Annotated in this window: 19 protein-coding genes and 1 pseudogene; 6 read left to right on the top strand and 14 right to left on the bottom strand. The window is 37.4% G+C overall.

The window, feature by feature from the left end; genetic code table 11:
• Nucleotides 1–83: 83 nt before the first annotated feature.
• The 5 genes and pseudogenes from X953_RS04670 to X953_RS04650 form a co-directional block, all read right to left on the bottom strand.
• Nucleotides 84–1,217 carry a bifunctional cystathionine gamma-lyase/homocysteine desulfhydrase gene (locus tag X953_RS04670; protein ID WP_040954562.1) on the bottom strand — a complete coding sequence of 378 codons (1,134 nt, stop codon included), beginning with the start codon at nt 1,215–1,217 and terminating at the stop codon, nt 84–86.
• A gap of 13 nt (nt 1,218–1,230) precedes the next feature.
• Complete coding sequence (locus X953_RS04665; protein ID WP_040954561.1) at nt 1,231–2,145, bottom strand: PLP-dependent cysteine synthase family protein; 915 nt, start codon at nt 2,143–2,145, stop codon at nt 1,231–1,233.
• 19 nt (nt 2,146–2,164) lie between these two features.
• Nucleotides 2,165–2,626, bottom strand: coding sequence for an S-ribosylhomocysteine lyase (locus X953_RS04660; RefSeq protein ID WP_040956958.1), 462 nt, complete (start codon nt 2,624–2,626; stop codon nt 2,165–2,167).
• A gap of 24 nt (nt 2,627–2,650) precedes the next feature.
• Nucleotides 2,651–3,283: pseudogene (locus X953_RS04655) on the bottom strand (class I SAM-dependent methyltransferase); the annotation flags it as partial.
• Nucleotides 3,284–3,535: 252 nt separating this feature from the next.
• Nucleotides 3,536–4,135 (bottom strand): YhcN/YlaJ family sporulation lipoprotein, encoded by a 600-nt coding sequence (locus X953_RS04650; RefSeq protein ID WP_369792725.1) that lies wholly within the window; start codon nt 4,133–4,135, stop codon nt 3,536–3,538.
• 179 nt (nt 4,136–4,314) lie between these two features.
• Between X953_RS04650 and X953_RS04645 the strand changes: the two genes are divergently transcribed.
• Entirely contained in the window at nt 4,315–4,551 is a 237-nt protein-coding gene (locus tag X953_RS04645) for a YhdB family protein (RefSeq protein WP_019379323.1), read from the top strand.
• Between the two features lie 36 nt (nt 4,552–4,587).
• Here X953_RS04645 and X953_RS04640 read toward each other — a convergent pair whose 3' ends face one another.
• From X953_RS04640 to X953_RS04610, 7 genes are all read right to left on the bottom strand, one after another.
• Nucleotides 4,588–5,832 carry a hypothetical protein gene (locus tag X953_RS04640; protein WP_040954559.1) on the bottom strand — a complete coding sequence of 415 codons (1,245 nt, stop codon included), beginning with the start codon at nt 5,830–5,832 and terminating at the stop codon, nt 4,588–4,590.
• On the bottom strand, nt 5,829–6,554 hold the full coding sequence (gene sigI / locus X953_RS04635; RefSeq protein WP_040956956.1) for an RNA polymerase sigma factor SigI: 726 nt from the start codon (nt 6,552–6,554) through the stop codon (nt 5,829–5,831). The genes X953_RS04640 and sigI overlap by 4 nt, the downstream gene beginning before the upstream one ends.
• 877 nt (nt 6,555–7,431) lie before the next feature.
• Nucleotides 7,432–8,145, bottom strand: coding sequence for a PRC-barrel domain-containing protein (locus tag X953_RS04630; RefSeq protein ID WP_040954558.1), 714 nt, complete (start codon nt 8,143–8,145; stop codon nt 7,432–7,434).
• A 72-nt stretch (nt 8,146–8,217) separates the two neighbouring features.
• A complete protein-coding gene (locus tag X953_RS04625; RefSeq protein ID WP_040954557.1) occupies nt 8,218–9,063 on the bottom strand; it encodes a S1C family serine protease in 846 nt (281 codons plus the stop codon).
• A 13-nt stretch (nt 9,064–9,076) separates the two neighbouring features.
• Nucleotides 9,077–11,110 (bottom strand): ABC transporter ATP-binding protein, encoded by a 2,034-nt coding sequence (locus X953_RS04620; protein WP_040954556.1) that lies wholly within the window; start codon nt 11,108–11,110, stop codon nt 9,077–9,079.
• A complete protein-coding gene (locus X953_RS04615; RefSeq protein ID WP_040954555.1) occupies nt 11,110–12,855 on the bottom strand; it encodes an ABC transporter ATP-binding protein in 1,746 nt (581 codons plus the stop codon). Before X953_RS04615 ends, X953_RS04620 begins: the two co-directional genes overlap by 1 nt.
• A gap of 557 nt (nt 12,856–13,412) precedes the next feature.
• Nucleotides 13,413–13,646 carry a hypothetical protein gene (locus tag X953_RS04610; protein ID WP_040954554.1) on the bottom strand — a complete coding sequence of 78 codons (234 nt, stop codon included), beginning with the start codon at nt 13,644–13,646 and terminating at the stop codon, nt 13,413–13,415.
• Nucleotides 13,647–13,849: 203 nt separating this feature from the next.
• On the opposite strand from X953_RS04610, the gene X953_RS04605 reads away from it, so the two are divergent.
• The 4 genes from X953_RS04605 (at nt 13,850) to X953_RS04590 (ending at nt 18,459) form a co-directional block, all read left to right on the top strand.
• Complete coding sequence (locus X953_RS04605) at nt 13,850–14,404, top strand: carbonic anhydrase (protein ID WP_040954553.1); 555 nt, start codon at nt 13,850–13,852, stop codon at nt 14,402–14,404.
• 292 nt (nt 14,405–14,696) lie between these two features.
• On the top strand, nt 14,697–16,196 hold the full coding sequence (locus X953_RS04600; protein ID WP_040954552.1) for a spore germination protein: 1,500 nt from the start codon (nt 14,697–14,699) through the stop codon (nt 16,194–16,196).
• 8 nt (nt 16,197–16,204) lie between these two features.
• On the top strand, nt 16,205–17,320 hold the full coding sequence (locus X953_RS04595; RefSeq protein WP_040954551.1) for a GerAB/ArcD/ProY family transporter: 1,116 nt from the start codon (nt 16,205–16,207) through the stop codon (nt 17,318–17,320).
• Complete coding sequence (locus X953_RS04590; RefSeq protein WP_040954550.1) at nt 17,317–18,459, top strand: Ger(x)C family spore germination protein; 1,143 nt, start codon at nt 17,317–17,319, stop codon at nt 18,457–18,459. The genes X953_RS04595 and X953_RS04590 overlap by 4 nt, the downstream gene beginning before the upstream one ends.
• Before the next feature lie 138 nt (nt 18,460–18,597).
• Here X953_RS04590 and X953_RS04585 read toward each other — a convergent pair whose 3' ends face one another.
• Nucleotides 18,598–19,668 (bottom strand): undecaprenyldiphospho-muramoylpentapeptide beta-N-acetylglucosaminyltransferase, encoded by a 1,071-nt coding sequence (locus X953_RS04585; RefSeq protein ID WP_040954549.1) that lies wholly within the window; start codon nt 19,666–19,668, stop codon nt 18,598–18,600.
• 103 nt (nt 19,669–19,771) lie between these two features.
• Between X953_RS04585 and X953_RS04580 the strand changes: the two genes are divergently transcribed.
• On the top strand, nt 19,772–21,136 hold the full coding sequence (locus tag X953_RS04580) for an MATE family efflux transporter (RefSeq protein ID WP_040954548.1): 1,365 nt from the start codon (nt 19,772–19,774) through the stop codon (nt 21,134–21,136).
• 65 nt (nt 21,137–21,201) lie between these two features.
• On the opposite strand, the gene X953_RS04575 is transcribed toward X953_RS04580, so the two are convergent.
• Entirely contained in the window at nt 21,202–22,623 is a 1,422-nt protein-coding gene (locus tag X953_RS04575) for an aldehyde dehydrogenase family protein (protein WP_040954547.1), read from the bottom strand.
• Nucleotides 22,624–22,715 lie beyond the last annotated feature (92 nt).

Genomic DNA, 22,715 nt, shown 5'->3' with positions numbered 1-22,715 from the left:
AAAAAATCCGAACTAAGACTCATTATGAAGATGAATCAGTTCGAATTTTTATTAATGTATAGGTCTTTTTTCAGACATAGCACTTATGACAAAGCTTTCTGCAAATCCTCGATAAGATCTTCTGCATCTTCTATTCCCACCGATAGGCGGATAAGCCCATCTGCTATTCCTAATTCTCTTCTTCTTTCTACAGGAATCGAAGCATGGGTCATGCGTGCAGGAATGGAAATTAAACTTTCTACTGCACCAAGACTTTCCGCAAGGGTAAAGTAATTAACATGTGCTAACACCTGGTCTGCTTTCTCGGCATTGCCTACATCAAAGGAAATCATCCCACCATATCCTTGTGATTGTTGTTTGCTGATTTCATAACCAGGATGACTTTTTAACCCTGGATAGAACACATCGGATACTTTTTCATGTTGGTGTAAAAAATGAGCTATTTTATGAGAGTTGGTCTCTATTGCTTCCATGCGTAATGCCAACGTTTTTATTCCCCGTAATAAAAGCCATGAATCTTGCGGTCCTAAAATGGCACCTGCTGAATTTTGTATGAAGTGAATATCTTGCGCAAGTTCATTTGATTTTACTACAACCAATCCGGCTACCACATCACTATGACCACCTATATACTTTGTCGCACTATGCAGTACAATATCTGCTCCTAAATTAAGAGGTTGCTGCCAATATGGAGTAGCAAATGTATTGTCAACAATTAGCAGTAAATCATGTTTTGCAGCAATTTCTGCCATTCTTTTAATATCTGTAATTTTAAGTAATGGATTTGTTGGTGTTTCGATATATAACGCCTTTGTATTTTCTTGAATAGATGCTTCTACTTGTATTGGATCACTAGTGTTTACAAACGTATGTTCAAGTCTAAAACGATTAAGCACCTTGCTCATTAAGCGATAGGAACCTCCATATACATCGTCTGTTAGTAGGATATGATCCTCTGACTGAAACAGCATCATAATAGATGTAATGGCAGCCATACCCGATCCGAAAGCAAAACCTGCTTTCCCATTTTCTAATTCAGCAATAGTTGTTTCTAATGCATGCCTCGTGGGATTTCCAGTCCGGGAATATTCATAGCCACTATGGTTTCCAGCACTTTCCTGTTGGTAGGTACTAACTTGATATATTGGGACCGATACTGCTCCGGTTTCCTTGTCCCCAGTTATTCCAGCATGAATTAATTGTGTTTTTTTCCTCATTTACCTTCCTCCCCTATTCATAGATGTTTTTACTTAGGTAACGGTCGCTTCCATCAGGGAATACTGTTACCAATGTGGTCCCTGCTTTCGCTTTTCTCGCCTCTTCCAGTGCTGCATGCATCGCAGCTCCTGACGAACTTCCTACAAGCAATCCTTCCTTCCCTGCTAATTCCCCAACCATTTGAAATGCATCTTTATCAGAGACTGTATAGACCATATCCATATTCGACTTATCAAAAAAAGGAGGGAAAAATTCCATTCCGATACCCTCAGTTAAATGGGAGCCCGCTTTTCCGCCTGCGATAATGGAACCTTCTGGCTCTACAATGACTGTTTTCAGTGCAGGTTTCTTTTTCTTTAAATAAGCTGCGCATCCCATAAAAGTTCCCCCTGATCCTGCACCCGCGATGAATATATCTACATCTTTACCAAGATCTTTCCATATTTCGGGACCAAGTGTCTTATAATAAGTATCTGGGTTAGCTGGATTTGAAAACTGTTGTGGTGAAAAGCTGTTTGGAATCTGATTCAACAATTCATTTGTTTTTTCAATTGCTCCATGCATTCCTTTTTCTCTTGGTGTATGAACGATATCTGCACCTAATGCTTTCATTAATGATTGCTTTTCATTACTAAAATGCTCAGGCACACAAAATATAATAGACAGATTTCTATTCAAAGCGGCCAATGCTATGCCAATCCCTGTATTACCAGCTGTTGGCTCAATTATTGTTCCACCATCCCGCAAAGCACCGGTTTTAAGGGCATCTTCAATTAATTCAACGCCAAGCCTGTCTTTAACACTTCCACCTGGATTAAAATATTCAAGCTTTGCTAGTAAACGGACTCCTTTAGGGAGAGGAAAATGTGTTATCTCTATTAAAGGAGTATCACCAATTAACTCATGAACAGATTTATAAATTGCCATTACTTTTTCGCCCCATAATTTAAAATACTTCTCGCCATTCCAGCTTATTGTTCAGCATCTCTCTAGCAATTTGTTGAGCCCCTTCCAGGCTATGGTTAGCTGCCCAACCACATTGCACTTCATTACAAGCAGGAACCTCTTCTGCCTCTAATACATCCTCTAATGTTTTTTCCAATGCAGTTAATACCTCTTCATAATTATCATTGTTTAAAATTGCTAAATAGAAGCCTGTTTGACACCCCATTGGACCAATATCCAGAACGTTTTCCATATGGTTACGTATATTTTCAGCCATTAAGTGCTCAATGGAGTGCAATCCAGCCATTTCCATATGGTCTTTATTTGGTTGTTTAAAGCGGATATCATACTTATAAACTTTGTCTCCCTTGGTTCCTTCTGTAACCCCTACCAGTCGAACATAAGGTGCCTTCACCTTTGTATGATCAAGATTAAAACTTTCCACATTCATTTTTTCTGCCATTTTATGTTGCCCCTTTCTTCTACCTTTTTTTGCTTTAATAATCCAGACAAAATCATTCATTTGTTTAAAAGAAACGTCAAATTTATACTTTTCAAACATGCTTCTTATTAATGGAATGGTTGTATAATACTCCCGATTTAGATCTTCCGCCAAATCTACATACCCTTTTTCCAGAGCATGGTCTATTGCCTTTTGCCTTTCAACTCCAGAAGTGAATATGGTATCCCCAAAAACTACTTTCCCTTCAGCAGGTAATAAACTTGCATAGTTCTTAATAGCTCTTTCTTTTTCTTCATCTGTTAAATGGTGAAAAGCGTAGGTGCTTGTAATTGTATTAATTTCTTCTTTGACAGGAGGAAAATCTATAAAATCTCCATCCATAAGAATCACTTCTTTTAGCTTCTCTGATGCTATCCTTCTCATAGATGCAGAGGGTTCTATACCAATAACATGTAAACCTTTTGCTACCAATTTCTCTGTTAAGTTTCCTGTGCCTACTCCAAACTCCAATACGGTTCCTGTAGATTCACTCACAACTTCTTTTAATATCTGCTCATAATTCTCAAAAACAGAGGCATATTGCGGATTTCCACCTGAAACACTTGCATCATATGTTTCTGCCCACTCACTAAAAATATTTAAAAATTCTCTCCCCATTCCCATTTCACTCCACCAATTTTATTAAAACATAGTAAAACACTATGAATAGTAAGATTATATGTAACATAATATCATATGTTCCTTAATAGTCAATAAAAACATTTTTCGCTGGCCATTTTTACGAATTGTTCGTTTTCAAAGACAGTATTATCAGCAGTATATGAAGAGGCCCCGCAGCAGACAGAATACTTTCCCAAAAGAAAAAGTGTACTACTTTTTCGTAGTACACCACTTAACCAGCTGTATTAGTTATTCATTATCCGGAAACAAACGATCGACCATATTGCCGAATTGGTCGAAGAAACCTTCAATTGGTTCTCCATTATCAACGTCATTGATATAATTGTTTGTCAAATCTACAAAATCCGGATTCGTTGAAACATATACATTGTCTATATCCTTGTCCACAGACTTTACAATTTTAGTTATTTCATCTTTCACCTTATCAGTTACTTCATTTCCCTTATTATTGTTGTTACCGTTATTGTTATTATTATTGTTGCCGTTATTGTCGTTTGTGTCTAGTCTTGCTGCAACATAAGCATTATTATCTGTTGTAAGCACATAGGCATTTTCAATCTCATCTACCTTGTCAGTAATTTTGTTGGCAGCTTCTTCTGCTACGTCATAACGATTCTCGTTACCATTACGTGTATCTGTTCGGTTCTGGTCTCTTTCAGAGTTTCTCATCATATTATGATCACGATCCCCTGCCATACCATCGCCAGTATTATTATAACGAGTTTGCTCTATATTATTGTTATCTCCCATAGCGCCTTCCTGATTGTCCCCATTGTCGTTCGTTCCACAGGCCACTAAAGCTAGTGCTAGTATCGATGTTATACTCAATATTTTTAATTTCATCCTGTACTCCTCCTTATAAATTTATTTCTAGTATGCTTCACCCATGTTTAATTATTCTTCTCTAAAAAACCTATTTATGGTAAGCGCACCAATTTATGTTTTGCTGATATATATAAAATATGGGGGACAATATAAATAGCCCTTACATTATAAGGAGGGGTAATATGGATATACCAGATTATGACAAAGCATTATACTACACTTTGTGGGGCCAATGGGATGAACTGCTTGTACTAATGGTCCGTACGAATGATGATATGCTTTCAAAGAAAATACAACTCTTCCTGCATGCTTACCATTATTCCCTAGATGAGGGAAAAATCATTCAATCCCATGATAATCTTCTTTATTATTTAGACCATGCCATGAAATACCAACCTGCGATTGCTATGGAAATATAAAAGTGGAGGCTGTTCGGTGACAGCCTCCACTAATTATTAATCATCTCTATCATGATCGTGCTCATCATGCTCTTCGTTATCTTCGTTATCTTCATTATCTTCGTCATCATGATCATCATCTTCATCGTCATCGTCCTGTTTATCTTTATGCTTATTCTTATTATATTTGTACTGATGGTGTTTCTTATCGTATGAATGATGTGATTGATTTTGGTATTTCTTACCATGTTTGGAATTATTATTTTTATGCTTTTGATCTTTATTTTGCTCTTGTTTCTTGTTACTATTATTTTTCTTTTTTTCAACTTCATGCTTATTATTATTTTGAGCATGGTTATTCTTTTTCTCACTGTGCTTATATTTCTCTTTTTCAACTTTTTGTTTATTTGAAGTATTGGAAGAAGCCCTTTTTTCATTACTATCTTCTTGTTTCATTTGTTGATGTTTTTGGGATACGGAGGGCGTATGTGTTTCTTTGTCATGTATAGTCTCTTTTTGAACTTTTTCTTTTATCTTAAGGGAAGACTCTTCTGCTTCCTTTTCTGAATGATCCTGATCGTCGGTATAAAAAGAATGAATTATTGCTCTCTCCTGATCATTCATAGAAACATGCTTATTTTGATCCTTGTTTACAAGCCCCGCCATAAGTTCATTCATTGATTTATTACTGTTTTTGGCTTCTTCTCTAACGTGCTTTGGAACATTAAATGTGACAACACTCCAATCCGTACGTTTTTCTTGAAATGAGGTATCTACTTGCTCTAGCACGGAAATATCTTTAACCTCTCCATTTGCATAACTTACTCCAACCAAAATATTTTTTTGGTCATTTATCATCCCGGAATGCTCACTTTCTTTCATTATCATCCTGATTACTTTTTCCACATTTTGGTTTTTATAATCGGACAAATTTGAAACAAGTTCTTTTCCGTCTTTATTGAGTGAGTGAATGGATTGTACTTTTAAGTCTTTATTAAGCTCTAGCTCTACACTAGGATTAATATCTATATTCACATAGGCGTATGTTTTGTTTACTGACACGATAAAATAAAATGGCAAAACCAATAAAAGTAAAACACAAGCCATGGATAATAAGCGGACTGGTGCACTCACCTTTTTAGCCGGAAATAATAAAAAAGTTTTCTTGTTACCATCAAATGGCTCAAAGGAAACTTCTGAGCCTATCATAGCGTCTATTGGCTTTGCTTTGTAGAACGCTCCTCCTCTTACCATTACAATAGTAAAGTGAGAGTGCTTTTCCATCACAATCCCTTTTTTCACTGACCCACCCCCTTTAAGTAATCCTGAAGATATACATAATCATTACTGAGAACGACAAATATCGCTAAAATGAATTTTCTGTTCCGTTCCAATGTTTTTTTACTTACTTTGACAAGTTTAATCAGATCTTTAATGGGCAATTTCTTTTTATCCAATACGTAGCTTCGTAACTTTTCATCTTCAAATAAGATACGGGCTGTACGAACAGCTGAGTCACGTGCATCCTTATGTTTTGGCGAGGATTCCGTCAATTCCAAAAGAGTTAATTTATATTCTTTCAATTTCTCCTTAAAATCCATAATTTCTTCCTTACGTCGCCAAGCATCCTGTTCCATTTGAAAATTTCGTTTTACAGCTACTATTTCAATTGGATTTTCCATTAATTCAGCATCATACGTTTCATCCAAAGAAATACCTAGCGGACGCTTTTGAACATAACGTATATAGTCGATAACCTTTCTTTTCACTACCAAATTTGCGAAAGATAAAAAAGAACTCCCTTTATCAGGAGAATAGGATAAAATAGCTTCATTAAATGCAGAAAGTCCGATACTGAATTCGTCATCTTTTTTTGGATCGATATAACGTTTGCATACTTCAGAAACACATTTAGCGATAAATGGTTGATATGTCTTTAAAAGATAATTTTGTATTTGCTCGTCCCCTTGTTGAGCTGAGGCGATCATTTCTTCAAGAGGAATGTCTTTTAATGACTTACTCATAATCAACCTAAAACACCCCCAGCTATCATAATTTTCGTGAGTTTTTTCTTGTTTTTGGGTGTAGTTATTATGTGATTTATATATGTCATGATGTATTCACCATCTTATCTTAAAATTAATTATGTTGAAATGGTTGCAGTCTGCTTTATCTTAACTTAAGCAGTATGTTGTTACTACCACAAAACAATTACATTTTGTTTAAATTACAATTACTCAATTGATACATCTGTAAATAATCAGTATATTTAGAGCCTAAAAAGCTCCTAAACAAATGTTCGGGTATAAAAGTTTCCTCTTACAAATCGTTTTCACACTGTAGGAAAAAACTACGAACTAGCGAAAAGTTGTTCTCCGTTAATACAAAATGGCTAAATAACACCGCTACGGAAAAACACTGCGCTTTTCGGGGGCGGCTGATGAGCCTCCTCATGCTACCGCATTCCGGGGGTCTCACCTATGCCTCATCTCCCCCAGAAGTCTCCGTATTTTTCCTTCGCTAAGGTCTATTTTTTAACGTCAATAAAAAATATATTATTTAAATAAAGCGCAATACAAACTGATTGGAGTGAAATGCGGCGACTCCTGCCGGAATAGCATGAGCTGAAGACCCTGGACGGAGCGTAGCGAAGGAAGCGGCTGAAGCCATGCCGGTGGAAAGCGTCCGCATGCAACGGAAATCAATGTGGCTTACCTCCCCAACTATCTATTTCTGTTACCTTTTCAATAACAAAGCCTTTGTTAATAATTTAAACATCAATTGTGACTTCGAAATTTATCTATTCTACAATCCATTGAAAATCCCCAAAAATGTTTTAGCCCTAAAAACATATTGAACATAAAAAAATGCCTCTATTTAGTATAGAGACACTTTTCACCTTTAAAGGCTTGCCATAATGCTCTGTTTCCTTTCATAAACCTTATCCGCCTTTACTTTTGCCAACGTAGTGTTGATATATATATCTTCTTCAAACCAATCTACAGATTCGATTGTGCTTAAATCAAATACATAGTATGCTTCTTCAACAATGGCTTCACTATCTCTAACCACCATATATTCAAGCTTCCAATTATCCGAATTAAACACCATATCCGTTAATGTACCGATTTTTCCATCGTCAGCATGAACTTTAAATCCGTTTGTTTCATCTTCGCTTCTTAAGTCATACCTTTTTTGTTCATCTAGTTTCTCTTCAAAGATTTGTGGATTTTCTGTATTGGAATCTAAATCAGTTGCAGGGGTAACATTCGGGCCCCATAACAGATTTCCCATCCAATATCTGCTCCAGCCATAGTATCCTGCCAACGTATCCTCCATATCTTGAGTCATTGGTTGGTCTTCCGGGATAGAGGGACTGTTTCGAATGGTATCCTTATCATGCTTTACTTCCAAATGTCCCTCATTCTCATTCACAGTGATAAAAGAGGTAGGGGATAGAAGTACACGTCTTCCGGGCAACCATTTTCTAGCATCTATTACTGCATACCGAATCGCCCAATTATTATCATCAAAATATAAATCTTTTACTTTACCCATCTCACCATCTGCCGCATGCACATGGTAATCTTTTAAATCAGATGTAAAAAACAACATATCATCGCCTCCTTACGACGTTTATGAAGTATTTACCCCAATTCAGCGCGGACGAAACTTTAGTAGTTGGTCTTATTTATGCACACTTGTGGTTTCTCCCTGTTTTTCATAAAGATAATCAATAGGGATGAACAAACCTACCTTCCCTTCTTCTTCATGGGTCATTGTTGCAAATATCACGCCTATTACTTTTCCTTCTTTGTTAAATACAGGACTGCCACTGTTTCCACGATAAACCGGGGCATTCAACATAGTTACCTCCTGCTTCCAATCTTTTAATTTCGTGAACCCTGCAATAATACCTTCGTTGGCAATTCCATTGAAACGTAATGGGTTGCCAATAAATTGTACCTTTTCACCAACTGGGGTCCTTACACCTTTTTCAGCAAGTGTGAGATATGGAAGATCCTTCCCATCAACATCAAGCACAGCAAGGTCCACAGCAGGGTACACTTCCGTCACTTCTGCTGAATATAATCCCTTATCTTGAAAAGCAACAGTCACTTCTTTTTCTCCTTCCACTACATGATGGTTCGTAATAATTTGACCATTGGTGGAGATGGAAAAACCGGTTCCTTTACTGTTCTCTGTTTCGATAACTACAACTGCTTTTTTGTATTCTTGAATGGTGTTCTGTGTTGATAGCTTAGCTGAAGCTATTAAAAAATCCAAAGCCGGAATGGAGAATGTTTGGGGGATTAATGCAAACAAATTAAAAACTAACGCAATAGCAATGAGCCAAAACGACCATTTGGGAAACGGTCGCTTTGGCTTTTGCTGTTTTTCTCTTTCTTTTGCTCGTTGAATCGCATTTTGTCTTTCCTGTTGCACAAGTTCATAAAGCTCTTCGTCATCTATTTCTTCATATAGATCTTCATCTATAACATCACGTTGTTGCTTTTGTTCTTTGTAATCCATCGGCCACCTCACCTTAGATTGCCTTCTGTTTCATACTGCCTTGTTGCATTTGATACATTTGATAATAAATACCTTTTTCATTAATTAATTTTTGATGATTTCCTTGTTCTGCTATTATACCACGATCAAGCACAAAAATTGTATCAGCTTGCTGAATCGTAGATAGACGATGTGCGATTACCAGTGTAGTTCTATTTTTCTTTAGAACCTCCAATGCTTGCTGAATAATTGCTTCTGTTTCGGTATCAATATTAGCAGTAGCTTCATCAAGAATTAAAATTGCCGGATCAAATGCAAGTGCTCTTGCAAAAGATAGCAATTGTCTTTCACCTAAGGAGAATGTACTGCCACCTTCTGTTACTTTTTCATGATATTTATTAGGCAGTTTTTCAATAAATCGATCAGCACCTACAGCTTTTAACGCATGTATCGCCATTTCTTCCGTTATTTCAGGATCGTTCATTGTAATATTTGTAAGGATGGTACCAGTAAATAAAAACGGATCCTGTAATACGATTCCCATATGGCTCCTTACCTGCTGCCGCGACCATTCCTGTGTGGTACATCCATCAATCGTTATCTTCCCTTTTTGCGGATCATAAAAACGGAAGAGCAGATTCATAATCGAACTTTTTCCTGAACCAGTGTGACCGACAAAAGCAGCTGTCGTCCCTGCTTTTACTGTAAAAATTAAATCATGTAAAACATCTTCTTTTCCATCATACGAAAAAGTGACATGGTCAAACTCAATTTTCCCTCGATACCTTTCAATTGACCGATTATCTACATCCTCCCCATCCTGATCAAGTAATTCAAATACACGTCCACCAGCAACCCTCGCCTGTTCAATTAATGGTAGTTGATTTACTATATCAGTTACTGGTTCGAATAGCCGTGTCAGATAATCAACAATCGCATAAAGCATACCAATGGAAATAAGACTTCCAGGATCTAAGGACATCGAACCGAAATACCAAATAAACCCTACAAAAGTCAGATTACGAAAAACAGTAACAAGGTTATAAGAAGTTAAGGCACTTAATTTTACAAGCTTACGCTGGTAGATAAAATGTCGCTCATTCAATACTTCAAAATCTTCCTTTGTCTTCTTTTCTTTTCGGAATGCCTGAATAATTGGCATCCCTTGAATTGCTTCATTAATATTGGCATTGATTTCACTAATCGTCGAACGAATTACTTTATTGTACTTCGATCCATAGTGTTTATATACCTTCATCCAACCAATAATTAATGGAATGATCAACAAGCACATAATCGCCAGCTTCACATCTAAAATAAATAGAGCAACAAATATTCCAGCCATATATATAATGCTTGTTACAACAATGGATAACACTCGCTCATACAGATCCCGTATTGCTTCCGTATCATTTGTAATTCTTGCAACGATTTTGCCTGCAGGTTGATCAACAAAATACGTGACAGGAATTCGTTGTGTCTGGGTAAATAGATCGTTGCGCATTTTTTTAACTATTTGATTGGATGATTTCTGTAGTAAGTAGGTTTTGAAAAATTGAAAAAAACCTGCGATTAATAACAATATAATATATAAACTAAGCAAGAATATAATAGGCTTCTTCTCCGGCGCAAAAAATGGGTATACTTCAGAGAAAGTGAGTTTTTCACCGTTAAATTCCGTTACTTTTTCACCTTCTGTTATTTTAATCGTACCATTCTCTACAGTTCGCTTCCCTTTTGCAGGGACTTCAGCATCCACGAAGTAATAGGACGTACCTATTTGCAATAAGGAAACAGGGGAACCAACTGTTTTATCCTGTGCTTGAACACGATCTTCCCGTTTATAATAATCCCCTTCAAACGCGATGGAATTCTCATCCTTATGGGTAACTTCCTGCCAGGTACCTTCTACGCCAACAATATGTTCATCAATTACTTTTTTGGCAATAAGTGGACCAGCAAGTTCCAATGCTACCGCTACAATCAAGCAGGCTAAACCAATAAAAATTTGTTTTTTATATTGTAGTGCGTAATCAAATAATCTTCTTTCTGTTGATGGTTTTCTCATTATTCCACCTCCCCATCTTCCAATTGTTGTTGGATATACTGTTCTTTATACCAGCCGTTATTATTCAGCAATTGCTCGTGTGTACCTTCTTCAGCAATCTTGCCATCTTCCAGTACAATAATATGATCTGCATGTGTGACAGCAGACAAGCGATGTGCTGCTATAAATGTTGTTTTGCTTTTTCTTTCCTGTCTTAAGTGATCAATAATTTTTGATTCCGTTTTCCCGTCCACAGCGGATAGGGAATCATCTAAAATCAAAATCTCAGGATTCTTAATAAATGCACGAGCCAAAGCGACACGCTGCTTTTGGCCTCCTGATAAGGTAACTCCACTTTCTCCTACCTGTGTATCAAGTCCATTTGGTAATTGCTTCATATCATTTAGAAAATGTGCGAGCTCCATCACACGAAAAATTTCTTGGTCTGTTGCATCTCCTTTGCCGAACTGAATGTTTTCCCTGATGGACTTCGAGAACATAATCTGATCTTGAGGGACATATCCGATCCAAGAGCGAATTTGATCCAAGCTTAAATGGTGTAAATCAACACCTGAGATTTTTATTTTCCCTTTCACTCCAGGGTACTGTCTGAGTAACAATTTAAATAAAGTGGTCTTACCAGCGCCAGTTTTTCCTACTACACCAATTGTCTGTCCCTGTTTTACGTGAAGAGAAATATGAGATAACTGATCACTTGATGTGGACGGGTACGCAAAGGAAACATCTTTAAACTCAATAGTATCCACTTGATTTACGTAAAGAGGATTCTTTGCTTCGCGTACATCTGCTTTGTAATCCAGTGTCTCATTTACCCTATCAAGAGATGCATTTCCTCGTTGAAGGATATTGATTAGCTCTCCTACAGCGAACATTGGCCAGATCAGCATTCCGAGGTAGACGTTAAAAGTAACTAAATCGCCAAGCGTCATCTGGTTTTCAAATACAAGCATTGCCCCATAGCCAAGACCTATCGTATAGGATAGGCCGACTAAAATTTTCATTGTAGGTTCAAATAATGCATCAATTTTTGCTACTTCAATATTTTTTTCATAGACATCATTAGTCATTTTCTCAAAACGTTTGGCATCCTGTTTCTCCTGTACAAAAGCACGGATCACCCGAACACCCCGGATTGATTCCAAAACATCATTATTCATTTCGCCAAAAGCTTCCTGTGCTTTGGTGAACCTTGAATGGATAGCTGCCCCATATTTATTCATTACAATTGCCATTACAGGCAAAGGAATCAGTGCAGCCAATGTTAGTTTCCAACTAATTGTAAAACCCATCATCGCTATGATCATTAACATAAATATACTGGAATCGACAAGGGTAAGTACTCCGAACCCTGCTGTAAGACTAATTGCTTTTAGATCATTTGTGGACCTTGCCATTAGATCACCGGTACGGTATTTTCCAAAGAATGTTGGAGTCATGGCTAAGAAATGGGACATTAACTTGCTCCGTGTCCACCTTTCAAGGATAACCGCCCCTCCAAATAAGGTATAATCCCATAAAAATGATATGGCATAATGAACAACGATCAAAATAAGATATCCCAGAATAAGCGCGATTAATAATTTGGAAGTCAGTGTATCAAATTGAATGTGATCAATTGTATAACCAGCCAACTTTGGAGGTATTAAGCCAATTGCGCTTGCAATAATTAGAGCAATGATTGCAAATAAATATCTTTTCCAATAATGTTTAAAAAACCAATCCAGTTTTTTAAAAACCGCAAACATGTTATCACCTTCTCTATCTCTCTATATTTTCACAGTGAAAATTCATTGATGGAGCTTTTTTCGCTACAAAGGGTCTATGCTCCAACTAGACAATTTGTTTATATGTTTCCTGCAACGATGAACGAATCAGGGCTTAGCTTTTATGCTGTGGAAATTCCCGCACATATGAGATGTGATCTAAATAAAAAAAGCATGTGTTTGTGACAACACATGCAATACATTCATAGGTCAGAAAAATCCAAAACTACCCTATAACTACAAAAAGGCCACAAATAAATAGTGACCTTTTTAGTATAGAAACAATAAGCCATAGTTAGCTATTTTTTTCCATAATCCGTCCAAAGCAGGTCACAGTGCGTATGAAGTTGTTTGTTTGAAAAATTACGTTGTTTTCCATGGTCTGTGACCTCCTTTCTGTTTTTTTGTTCTCAATAATTATAGTATTTAGATATTTGAATGTCAACTACTTTTCAAATAATTTTTAATTTATTGTTACTTAGAGATTATTAAAAACCAAAAGCGAACTACTCTTTGCGTGAAGTAATTCGCTTTTTAATTTATTTGAGTATTTTATTTTCATGTTTGTTGTTTAATCCTAATTTAACCATATTTTTAACTTTTTCCATGTCCACATTTGTTGACATGGATATTTCTTCAACAGAAACAAGTGGGTGCTTCCTGATGAAACTACGGACTCGATCTCCTTCTATCAGGCAAGTTGGGCACATCATAAATGGACTGCTTTCCATTGGTTCTTTGCACAATCGACAATTACGTACAAACTCTCCCATTCTCTCACCCCTCAGCAAATTGATATTTTCATCATACCTTACTTAGTTAGGACAAACAATATCTATGTTCAAATTTTCCAAAAATGAGTCTTTGGGCTTAAGAGAAAATAGTACATTTTGTCGAAATTAACTTTCTCCTGTACACTAACTTAAAAAAACTGCTATATTTTAATAGGAGAAACTTATTTTAAAGGAGTGGAAATATGCACTTGGAAGAAATGCTGGAATACAATAAACATTTTGTGGAAGGTAAATCCTACGAACCATATAAAACGGATAGTATCCCTAACAAACGAATGGTTGTTTTCACATGTATGGAATCTCGCTTAGTCGAACTTCTGCCACGAGCCTTAAACATTCAAAACGGGGATGTCAAGATGCTCAAAAATGCTGGAGCAATCATTCGCAAACCTTTTGACAGTATTATGAAAAGTATTCTTGTTGCAGTTTATCAATTGCAGGCCGAGGAAGTAACCGTAATTGGCCACCATGACTGCGGTATGTCACATGTCGACACCAAAGCACTAGCAGAAAAAATGGAAGCGCGTGGGGTTGATAAAAATACACTTGAGACTATTACACATAGTGGAATAAATCTAGATGAGGAGTTCCATGGCTTTGATACAGTTGAAGAATCTGTCATGCAAAGTGTCTCCATTATACGTAACCATCCATTACTTCCTAAAGAAGTGAAGGTTCACGGTTTGGTTATTGATCCACACACTGGTAAAGTGGATGTAGTTTCAAAAGAGGATTAAAATGACATGCAAAAGCACAGATGCTCTTCTGTGCTTTTTTATTTAACCTTCCTTTTCCCTCTCTAACATCCCCAACATAGCAGTCTTTGTATCCCCATTAGCACTCTTTTAACACCATGTTTGGAGTCTCTCCTTTAAATCTGACTTTAGCAGCTATTTTTAAGTAAATCCTTTCCTCCACTTTCTGTTTCTTTTTGTCTTTTTTATAAAACGAGCAAACTATCTTACATAATTTTTTCTTTCGCTTCACATACTATGCCATAACAGGAAAATGTAGGAGGTGCCCTGCCCTATGCGGAAGAGAAAGCAATGGAAAAAACAAATCTTTCCAACCGAAATTGAACAACTTGAAGAAATCATGCAAAGTAAATTTAAAGATAATCCTGATCTTTCCTTTTCCAAGTATGAGCATATGGGCAAAAAAATTGCCGTTTTCTATATTGGCTATCAGGTAGATACAGAGAAAGTAGAAAAGTCAATTTTGAGTACCTTATTAAACAAGGAAGTGGAATGGACAAACCCTCTACTACTAAATACAATTCCTTTGAATTCAGGTACAACCATTGATTCCCTTGATAAGATTCTGGAAAGGATATTAATTGGGGAAGTTTTTATTTATATTGAAGGAGAAAGTGAAGTAGTTTCCTATTTACTTTTAAATAAAGAAAAGCGTTCCCTTGCACAAGCTGAAACAGAATCGCTAGTACTTGGTCCAAAAGTGGCTTTTACGGAATCGTTAACGACAAATATGAATATTGTAAGGTGGAGAATAAAATCAACTGATCTTGTGCTGGAGGAATTCACCATCGGCAAGGTTAACCCAAGACAAGTGAGATTGGTGTTTATGAAATCGGTTGCGAACGATGAGGATGTACAAACAATGCGTCAGCGACTCAAGGAATTGGATGTCGATGAAATTGAGGACAGTTCTGTGTTGAAGCAATACCTCGCAGATTCACAATTACATATTTTTCCACAGTTTTTGTCCACAGAGCTTCCAGACAGGTTCACTTATGCCATCACAAAAGGAAAGCTCGGTCTCATGGTAGAGAATAGCCCAATGGGTGTAATTGCTCCCTCCAGTTTATTTAGTTTTATTGAATCCACCGAAGATATTTATATGAATTGGTATGCTGGAACCTTTCTAAGGGCAGTACGCTTTATTGCATTGTTTCTATCTATTGTTATTACACCAATTTATGTAGCAATAACCACTTACCAATATAGTATCATACCGACACAGCTACTAATATCTATTGGTCAATCACGTGCACAGGTTCCTTTTCCTCCCATATTGGAGGCATTATTGCTGGAATTTTTAATTGAGCTATTGCGTGAAGCAGGTGCAAGACTACCTACCAAAGTAGGACAAACAATGGGGATCGTTGGCGGTATCGTTATTGGCCAGGCTGCAGTGGAAGCAGGATTGACAAGTAGTATTCTGATTATCATTGTTGCTATGAGTGCTCTTGCCTCCTTTACTTCTCCAAACTATCTGCTTGGTACGACATTACGAATTATCCGTTTCCCACTCGTCATACTCGGTGGACTATTTGGACTGTTAGGCATTGTATGGGGGCTCTCTTTTCTAATTATCTATTTACTGCGTTTGACCTCGCTTGGACGCCCGTATCTTGCGCCTTTATATCCTTTTCGCTACAAGGATTTAAATAAGGTGTTTTATCGTACACCACTAAAATATCAGACAAAACGTGCAAGCATGTACAGACCAAAGGAGCTTTTCCGGTTTTATAAAAAAGATGCTGCTAAAAAAAGAGATATTGATGAGTAGGTGATCAGATGGATATAAACAATACGGTGCCATCCTATATTAAAATACGGGCCTTTTATTTGTTCTTTATAATCACGACAATGCAGCTTGGGGTTGGCATCATGGGGGCACCTTCCCATATATTTCATTTCGCCAAGCAGGACTCCTGGATCTCAATTCTAATTGGTGGTGTATACATTCTTCTTACTGTATCCGTTATGATTTTTATCCTCAAACAATATGAGAATGCAGATATTTTTGGTATCCAGGTAGATGTTTTCGGAAAGTGGATTGGTAAACTCCTTGGCAGCCTTTATGTCCTCTATTTCGGGTTTGCGTTAATCACTGTACTTGTTACTTACATTGAGGTAATACAAATATTTTTGCATCCCACTCTGGCAACATATTTACCCGCCATCCTTATCATGTTACTGATTGTTTATGCTGTGCTTGGGGGAGTGCGCATTATTGTCGGTGTTTGCTTTTTATTTTTTATCTTTACCCAATGGATCTTATTGCTGCTTTATGACCCAATAAGCAGAATGGATTGGACACAATTCCTTCCCATGTTTGTTACCCCCCTACCAGACCTGTTACAGGGAGCAAAAGGAAGTATATTTACACTAGGTGGATTTGAAATACTATTTCTTATTTACCCGTTTATCCAAAACAAAGAAAAAATCAAATTGCCTGTTTTTCTTGGTATTGGTTATTCGGTTCTTATCCTTTTACTTACCACTATCATCAGCATTGGTTATTTTGGCTTGCAAGGGTTAGGTGATATTGAATTCTCGGTATTGAGTTTTTTCAAAAGTGTCTCATTTAGCTTTGTTGAACGGGTCGACTATTTGGTGGTTATGGAATGGTTGATGATTGTACTTCCTAATAACATCCTTGTTATGTGGGGCATCACTTATGGAATGAAGCGGCTCTATCGCATCCCGCAAAAAACCACGTTATATATCGTGGCTGTGATTACAATCGTAACAGTAAGCTTTATAAAATACGATTATGTCATTTTAAAAATGACAGACATTGTGAGCAATTTTGGCTTGTGGCTCGTTTATGTTTATCCGTATATTTTATTACCTCTTGTCCTCTTGAAGAAAAGAACGAAGAAAGGAAAAGGAGTTGCTAAACCATGAGACGGAAACAAATGATGGTTATACTTCTATTTGTCAGCACATGCACCATACTTACTGGCTGCTTGAAGAGCTACCAGCTGGAAAAGATGGGGATTATTAATGCTCGTGGTATTGATCTTACAGATAACGGAGACATCCAAACTTCTTTAATTTTATTTCAATTTGAGGCTGAGGCGACCGATATAACTAAATTAGTAAATGGGACAGGCAGTACCACAAAGGGGGCGATTGATAATGCGAATATGGAAACAAATTTCACGCTTGATTCAGGTAAGATTCAATTTGAACTGTATGGAATGGAGGCAGCCGAGAAAGGGATTATGCCTTATTTGAATACTCTTGCCCGTGATCCCAACACACCTGATACCATGTATTTAGCAGTAAGTAAAACAACAGCCGAGGAGGTTTTTTCCGTTCAGCAAAGTGGAATTTCTATGAATATTGGGCAATACTTATATGGCGTGGTTGAAAGTAGTGCTACAGATAGACTTTTCCCACAGGTCCCTCTTGTTAAGTTTCTGAGCGAATATCACAATGTAGGCGTTGACCCGGTGCTTCCCATATTTAACGTAGTGGAAGGCATTCCGAAAATAACCAGTATTGCAGCATTCAAAGAAGATAAATTAGTTGGGGAGCTTCCTTTAAAGTACCGGGATTATCTCAATTTTCTTGTAGGTGACATGCGCGGAGGTTGGGTAGAGATTTCTGTTCCTAGCCAACCTTTGGATAAGTTTCTTAACGAAGAATCCGCTAACGAAGAAAAGGTTAATGCTACATTAAATATACTTCGTACGAAGCCTAAGATAAAAGTGACGAATAAAGATGAAAAAAAATTCGATGTGAATCTGGAAGTAGAAGCTGATTTATTAGAAATCAGCAAACGGCTCGATCTTAGCGACCCCAAGGTGTTAAAAAAATTGGAGGAAGAAATGGAAAAAAAACTGGTATCTGATTACGAGCAGTTGCTGTCACAAACAAAGGAGCTTGAAGTTGACCCGATAGGTTTTGGCAAGATTTACAGAACCCAAGTAAGGGATAAGCCGCTGACCGCGGCAAAATGGAGTGCCATATATCCGGATATTGAAGTAGATTTCAATGTAAAGGTAAAAATAATTAAACATGGAGAAATTTTTAAATAGGATAACCCTAGAGCTAGTTTATTTTCGGCAGTAGCGATTCCATTACTGCCTAGCTAATAATTAAGCAGCAAAAAGCACCATACATTAAAAGTATTTATCATGTAATGGTGCTTGTTATTTTGCCATAAAAGAAATTTCTTATTTCTGCACTTCACCAATAATTTCCATCACTCGATCCCGTGCTTTTTCACTTTTAAATTCTTTCATATGGTCAACCATTACAGGGGCCATTTCTCTCAACTGGTTAACTTCATTAATTAGGGTTTCTTCATTTAGGTTCTCTTCCTCCACCACCCGGGCATAACGTTTTTCTGCAAATGATTTGGCGTTAATAATTTGGTCTCCCCTACTCGCTTGTCTGGATAGTGGTACAAGCAGCATGGGAATCCTTAGTGCAAGGAATTCAAAGATGGCATTCGAACCTGCCCGGGATAAAATATAATCTGTCGCAGCAAATATATCTTTTAATTCTTCATTAATATATTCAAATTGTGCATACCCCTCTGCTTCTACAGATGCATCAACCTTCCCCTGTCCACAAAGGTGAATAATCTGGAAGGTATTCAGAAGTTCAGGTAGTGCTGCTCTTACTGTTTCGTTTATTTTTTTCGCACCACCGCTTCCCCCCATAATTAATAGGACTGGCTTCTCTTTCGTCAGGCCGGCAAATTTTAAACCTGCCTCTCGATCACCTTTGAACAACTCTTCACGAATGACTGCCCCTACATACTCTGCCTTTTTTTCCGGCAAGTATTGCATCGTTTCCGGGAAAGTTGCCAGCACTTTTTTCGCGAATGGTATAGCTATTTTATTGGCGAGACCAGGTGTGAAATCCGACTCGTGAATAATTACCGGTACCCCACGAAGCTTGGCTGCAAGTACTACTGGGACAGAAACAAATCCGCCTTTAGAAAAGATAACGCTTGGTTTTCTTTTTCCAATGAAACTGGCAGCCTGCAAAATACCTTTTATAACTTTAAAAGGATCTTTCATATTTTCCTTGGAAATATAACGTCTGAGCTTTCCCGTAGAAATCGGATGATAGGTTACTCCTTCTAATTGCCCAATCAATTTCCTTTCAATACCATCATATGACCCTATATAATCAATTTCCCATCCTTGTTCCTGATACTTTGGAATAAGTGCCAGATTAACAATAACGTGACCGGCAGTCCCTCCACCAGTAAAGAGAATTCGTTTATTTTTCATACATGTACGTCCTTTCTTTCCTACTGCAGGATAAAACGGTATAATAGTTCTTATTGTTCTCTCTTATATCCTATTAGAAAAACGAAGAAAAAGGAAGTATATTATGTATGTTACCTCAAGTTTAAAAGAGAAGTTAAAGCTTTTTAGCATTATATTGATTCCTATCCTGATTACACAGGTTAGCATGTATATGATGAATATTTTTGACACAGTCATGTCAGGAAGGGCAAGTGCAGAGGATTTGGCTGGTGTTGCGATCGGTTCCAGCCTATGGGTGCCTATTTTCACAGGGGTTAATGGGATATTATTAGCGATCACTCCCATCATTGCCCATTTAACCGGAGCCCAGTCCAATAAAGAGATTTCCAATAAGGTACAGCAAGGCATCTATTTATCCGGAGCATTGGCCATAGTAGTATTTATTGTCGGAGCATTTGCATTAAATCCTGTCCTTGAACTTATGGATCTCGAACCAAAAGTCCGTCACATTGCAAAATATTATTTAATTGCCCTTGGTTCTGGTCTAATCCCACTTTTCATATTTAATACATTGCGTTGTTTTATAGATGCTCTTGGACAAACAAGAATGTCCATGGTTATTATCTTAATTTCTTTACCGTTGAATCTGCTATTTAATTATGTTTTTATATTCGGTAAGTTTGGCGTCCCTGCTTTTGGTGGAATTGGGGCTGGAATTGCTACAACGATTACATACTGGCTTGTTTGTATTATTGCTGTCGGAGTCGTTTATCGAGTTGCGCCTTTTCGCAAATTCTATGTGTTTTCCAACTGGATTAAGCCATCCATTCAAGCATGGGGAGAGCAGCTTAAAATTGGTGTTCCAATTGGAGTGGCAATGTTTTTCGAGACGAGTATTTTTTCAGCAGTCACATTATTAATGAGTGTTTATAGTACGTATACAATTGCTGCTCATCAGGCGGCTATTAATTTTGCTTCCTTACTTTATATGATTCCATTAAGTGTTGGTATGGCATTAACCATCGCAATTGGTTTTGAATTGGGGGGACAACGATTAAAGGATGCCAGAATTTATGGATATATAGGCATCAGTGGTGGCCTTTTCATTGCCTTATTTGCAGGGGCGGTGTTATATGTAACAAGAGATTGGGTAGCTGAATTATATAATTCCAATCCAGAAGTAATTGAGCTAACAAAACATTTCATTAATTATGCGATCTTCTTCCAATTAGCAGACGCATTTGGTGCGCCTATTCAAGGAGCATTACGAGGATATAAAGATGTGAATGTGACGCTAATATTAGCACTGATTTCCTATTGGGTTATAGGACTGCCTGTCGGCTGGGTTTTGGCAAACTACACCTCATTGGAGCCATTTGGATACTGGGTTGGGATCATTGTCGGCTTAAGTTGTGGGGCGATCGCTTTATTAGCACGGTTGTTTCACATACAAAAACATTATACTAATAAGGTATTCTCCCAGACATAAAGGAGCTATTCCTATTAATGATTTTTGATCATAAATTAAAAAAAGCGAGGCTACACCTCGCTTTTTTATAGATTTAACACAATTAATCTTTCTTCCGTCATTTCTTCAATGGAGAATTTAGGTCCTTCTTTTCCCCAACCACTATCCTTCACACCACCATATGGCATAAGGTCAACACGGTATTGAGAAGAGTCATTGATCATTAGTCCTCCTACTTCCACATTCCGTGCTGCATAAAATGCAGTATCAAGATTCTCTGTGAAAATACCGCCTTGCAATCCATATGGCGACTCATTTACTTCATTAATGCAGGTCTGCAGATTAGAATAAGGTATTATCGAAACAACTGGTCCAAATATCTCCTTACTCACTACATCCATATCCTTAGTTACTTGAGATAATACAGTTGGTTCATACATAGCGCCTTCCCGTTTTCCACCTGTTAAAATTTTCGCACCTGCTTGAACAGCAGTATTCACCCAGTTTTCAACACGTTTTGCTTCATCTTCTGAAATCAGTGGCCCAACAACGGTCTCCTCATCAAATGGATCTCCTACTTTTAGATTTTCCATCTGATTAAGTAGCTTTTCCTGAAATGCTTCTATCACGTCCTGGTGTACATAGATCCGTTGTGGCGTAATACATGTTTGGCCTGCATAAGCAAAACCGGCTACCGCAAGTGTCTCTGCCGCTTTGTCAATGTCTGCATCTTTATCTACAATGACTGGTGAGTTATTTCCGAGTTCCAGAATTAACTTGTTAAGTCCTGTGTTTTGTTTCAGCTTCAATCCAATTTCAGCACTTCCTGTAAAAGTGTATGTTGAAATTCGTTTATCTTCCTGCATTTGTTTACCTACCTCAGATCCAGATCCTACAACTACCTGAAGATACCCTTTTGGCAGCCCTGCTTTTGCAAAAAGTTGAGCTAGTTTTAATGATGTAACGGGTGTGGTGCTCGCAGGCTTTAAAACAACCGAATTCCCTGCTGCTAATGCCGGGCCAATTTTATGTGCAACCAAATTAAGCGGAAAATTAAATGGCGTAATTGCGCCTACAACACCAACTGGGACTCGAATAGTGAATGCCATACGATTTTCTGAACCTGGAGCAGCTTCTACTGGTACTCCTTGGCCACTGATTCGTTTTGCTTCTTCCGCTGCGACTTCAAATGTTTGAATCGCTCGATCTACTTCTGTGCTTGCTTGCTTACGTGGCTTCCCAGCTTCACTTATAATAGAATCTGTGAACGATTCTTTTTCTTCCTGCAACAGCTCAGATACTTTCTTAAGTATTTCATAACGTTTATAAGGTGGAAGGTCTTCTTGCTTAAATGCTCGTTCTGCTCCTTCTATTGCCTTATTTATTTCTTTTTCTCCTGCTTTAGAAACCTCCGCATATGTTTCTCCACTATATTTATTCAATACCTCCAATTTGTCATTTGTCTCTATCCATTCTCCATCTATAAATAAATTCAATTGATTATTCATTATATAGCCACTCCTCTCTGCTAATTATCTTTCCTTTCATAGAAGTATCTAAACATTGTTATCTTTAATAGTAAATTTAGCTAACTAATTTT

The sequence above is a fragment of the Virgibacillus sp. SK37 genome (genome assembly GCF_000725285.1).
Classification (GTDB): Bacteria; Bacillota; Bacilli; order Bacillales; family Amphibacillaceae; genus Virgibacillus_Q.
Note: the sequence above shows the minus strand (reverse complement) of the source record. Positions and strands in the feature narration are given on the sequence as shown.

Excerpts from the sequence above, each read along its gene's own strand:
- X953_RS04585 (WP_040954549.1), bottom strand. The coding sequence starts at position 19,668 with ATGAAAAATAAACGAATTCTCTTTACTGGTGGAGGGACTGCCGGTCAC.
- X953_RS04665 (WP_040954561.1), bottom strand. The coding sequence starts at position 2,145 with ATGGCAATTTATAAATCTGTTCATGAGTTAATTGGTGATACTCCTTTA.
- X953_RS04660 (WP_040956958.1), bottom strand. The coding sequence starts at position 2,626 with ATGGCAGAAAAAATGAATGTGGAAAGTTTTAATCTTGATCATACAAAG.
- X953_RS04595 (WP_040954551.1), top strand. The coding sequence starts at position 16,205 with ATGGATATAAACAATACGGTGCCATCCTATATTAAAATACGGGCCTTT.
- X953_RS04670 (WP_040954562.1), bottom strand. The coding sequence starts at position 1,217 with ATGAGGAAAAAAACACAATTAATTCATGCTGGAATAACTGGGGACAAG.
- sigI (WP_040956956.1), bottom strand. The coding sequence starts at position 6,554 with ATGAGTAAGTCATTAAAAGACATTCCTCTTGAAGAAATGATCGCCTCA.
- X953_RS04645 (WP_019379323.1), top strand. The coding sequence starts at position 4,315 with ATGGATATACCAGATTATGACAAAGCATTATACTACACTTTGTGGGGC.
- X953_RS04610 (WP_040954554.1), bottom strand. The coding sequence starts at position 13,646 with ATGGGAGAGTTTGTACGTAATTGTCGATTGTGCAAAGAACCAATGGAA.
- X953_RS04625 (WP_040954557.1), bottom strand. The coding sequence starts at position 9,063 with ATGGATTACAAAGAACAAAAGCAACAACGTGATGTTATAGATGAAGAT.
- X953_RS04615 (WP_040954555.1), bottom strand. The coding sequence starts at position 12,855 with ATGTTTGCGGTTTTTAAAAAACTGGATTGGTTTTTTAAACATTATTGG.
- X953_RS04605 (WP_040954553.1), top strand. The coding sequence starts at position 13,850 with ATGCACTTGGAAGAAATGCTGGAATACAATAAACATTTTGTGGAAGGT.
- X953_RS04630 (WP_040954558.1), bottom strand. The coding sequence starts at position 8,145 with ATGTTGTTTTTTACATCTGATTTAAAAGATTACCATGTGCATGCGGCA.
- X953_RS04620 (WP_040954556.1), bottom strand. The coding sequence starts at position 11,110 with ATGAGAAAACCATCAACAGAAAGAAGATTATTTGATTACGCACTACAA.
- X953_RS04600 (WP_040954552.1), top strand. The coding sequence starts at position 14,697 with ATGCGGAAGAGAAAGCAATGGAAAAAACAAATCTTTCCAACCGAAATT.
- X953_RS04580 (WP_040954548.1), top strand. The coding sequence starts at position 19,772 with ATGTATGTTACCTCAAGTTTAAAAGAGAAGTTAAAGCTTTTTAGCATT.
- X953_RS04590 (WP_040954550.1), top strand. The coding sequence starts at position 17,317 with ATGAGACGGAAACAAATGATGGTTATACTTCTATTTGTCAGCACATGC.
- X953_RS04575 (WP_040954547.1), bottom strand. The coding sequence starts at position 22,623 with ATGAATAATCAATTGAATTTATTTATAGATGGAGAATGGATAGAGACA.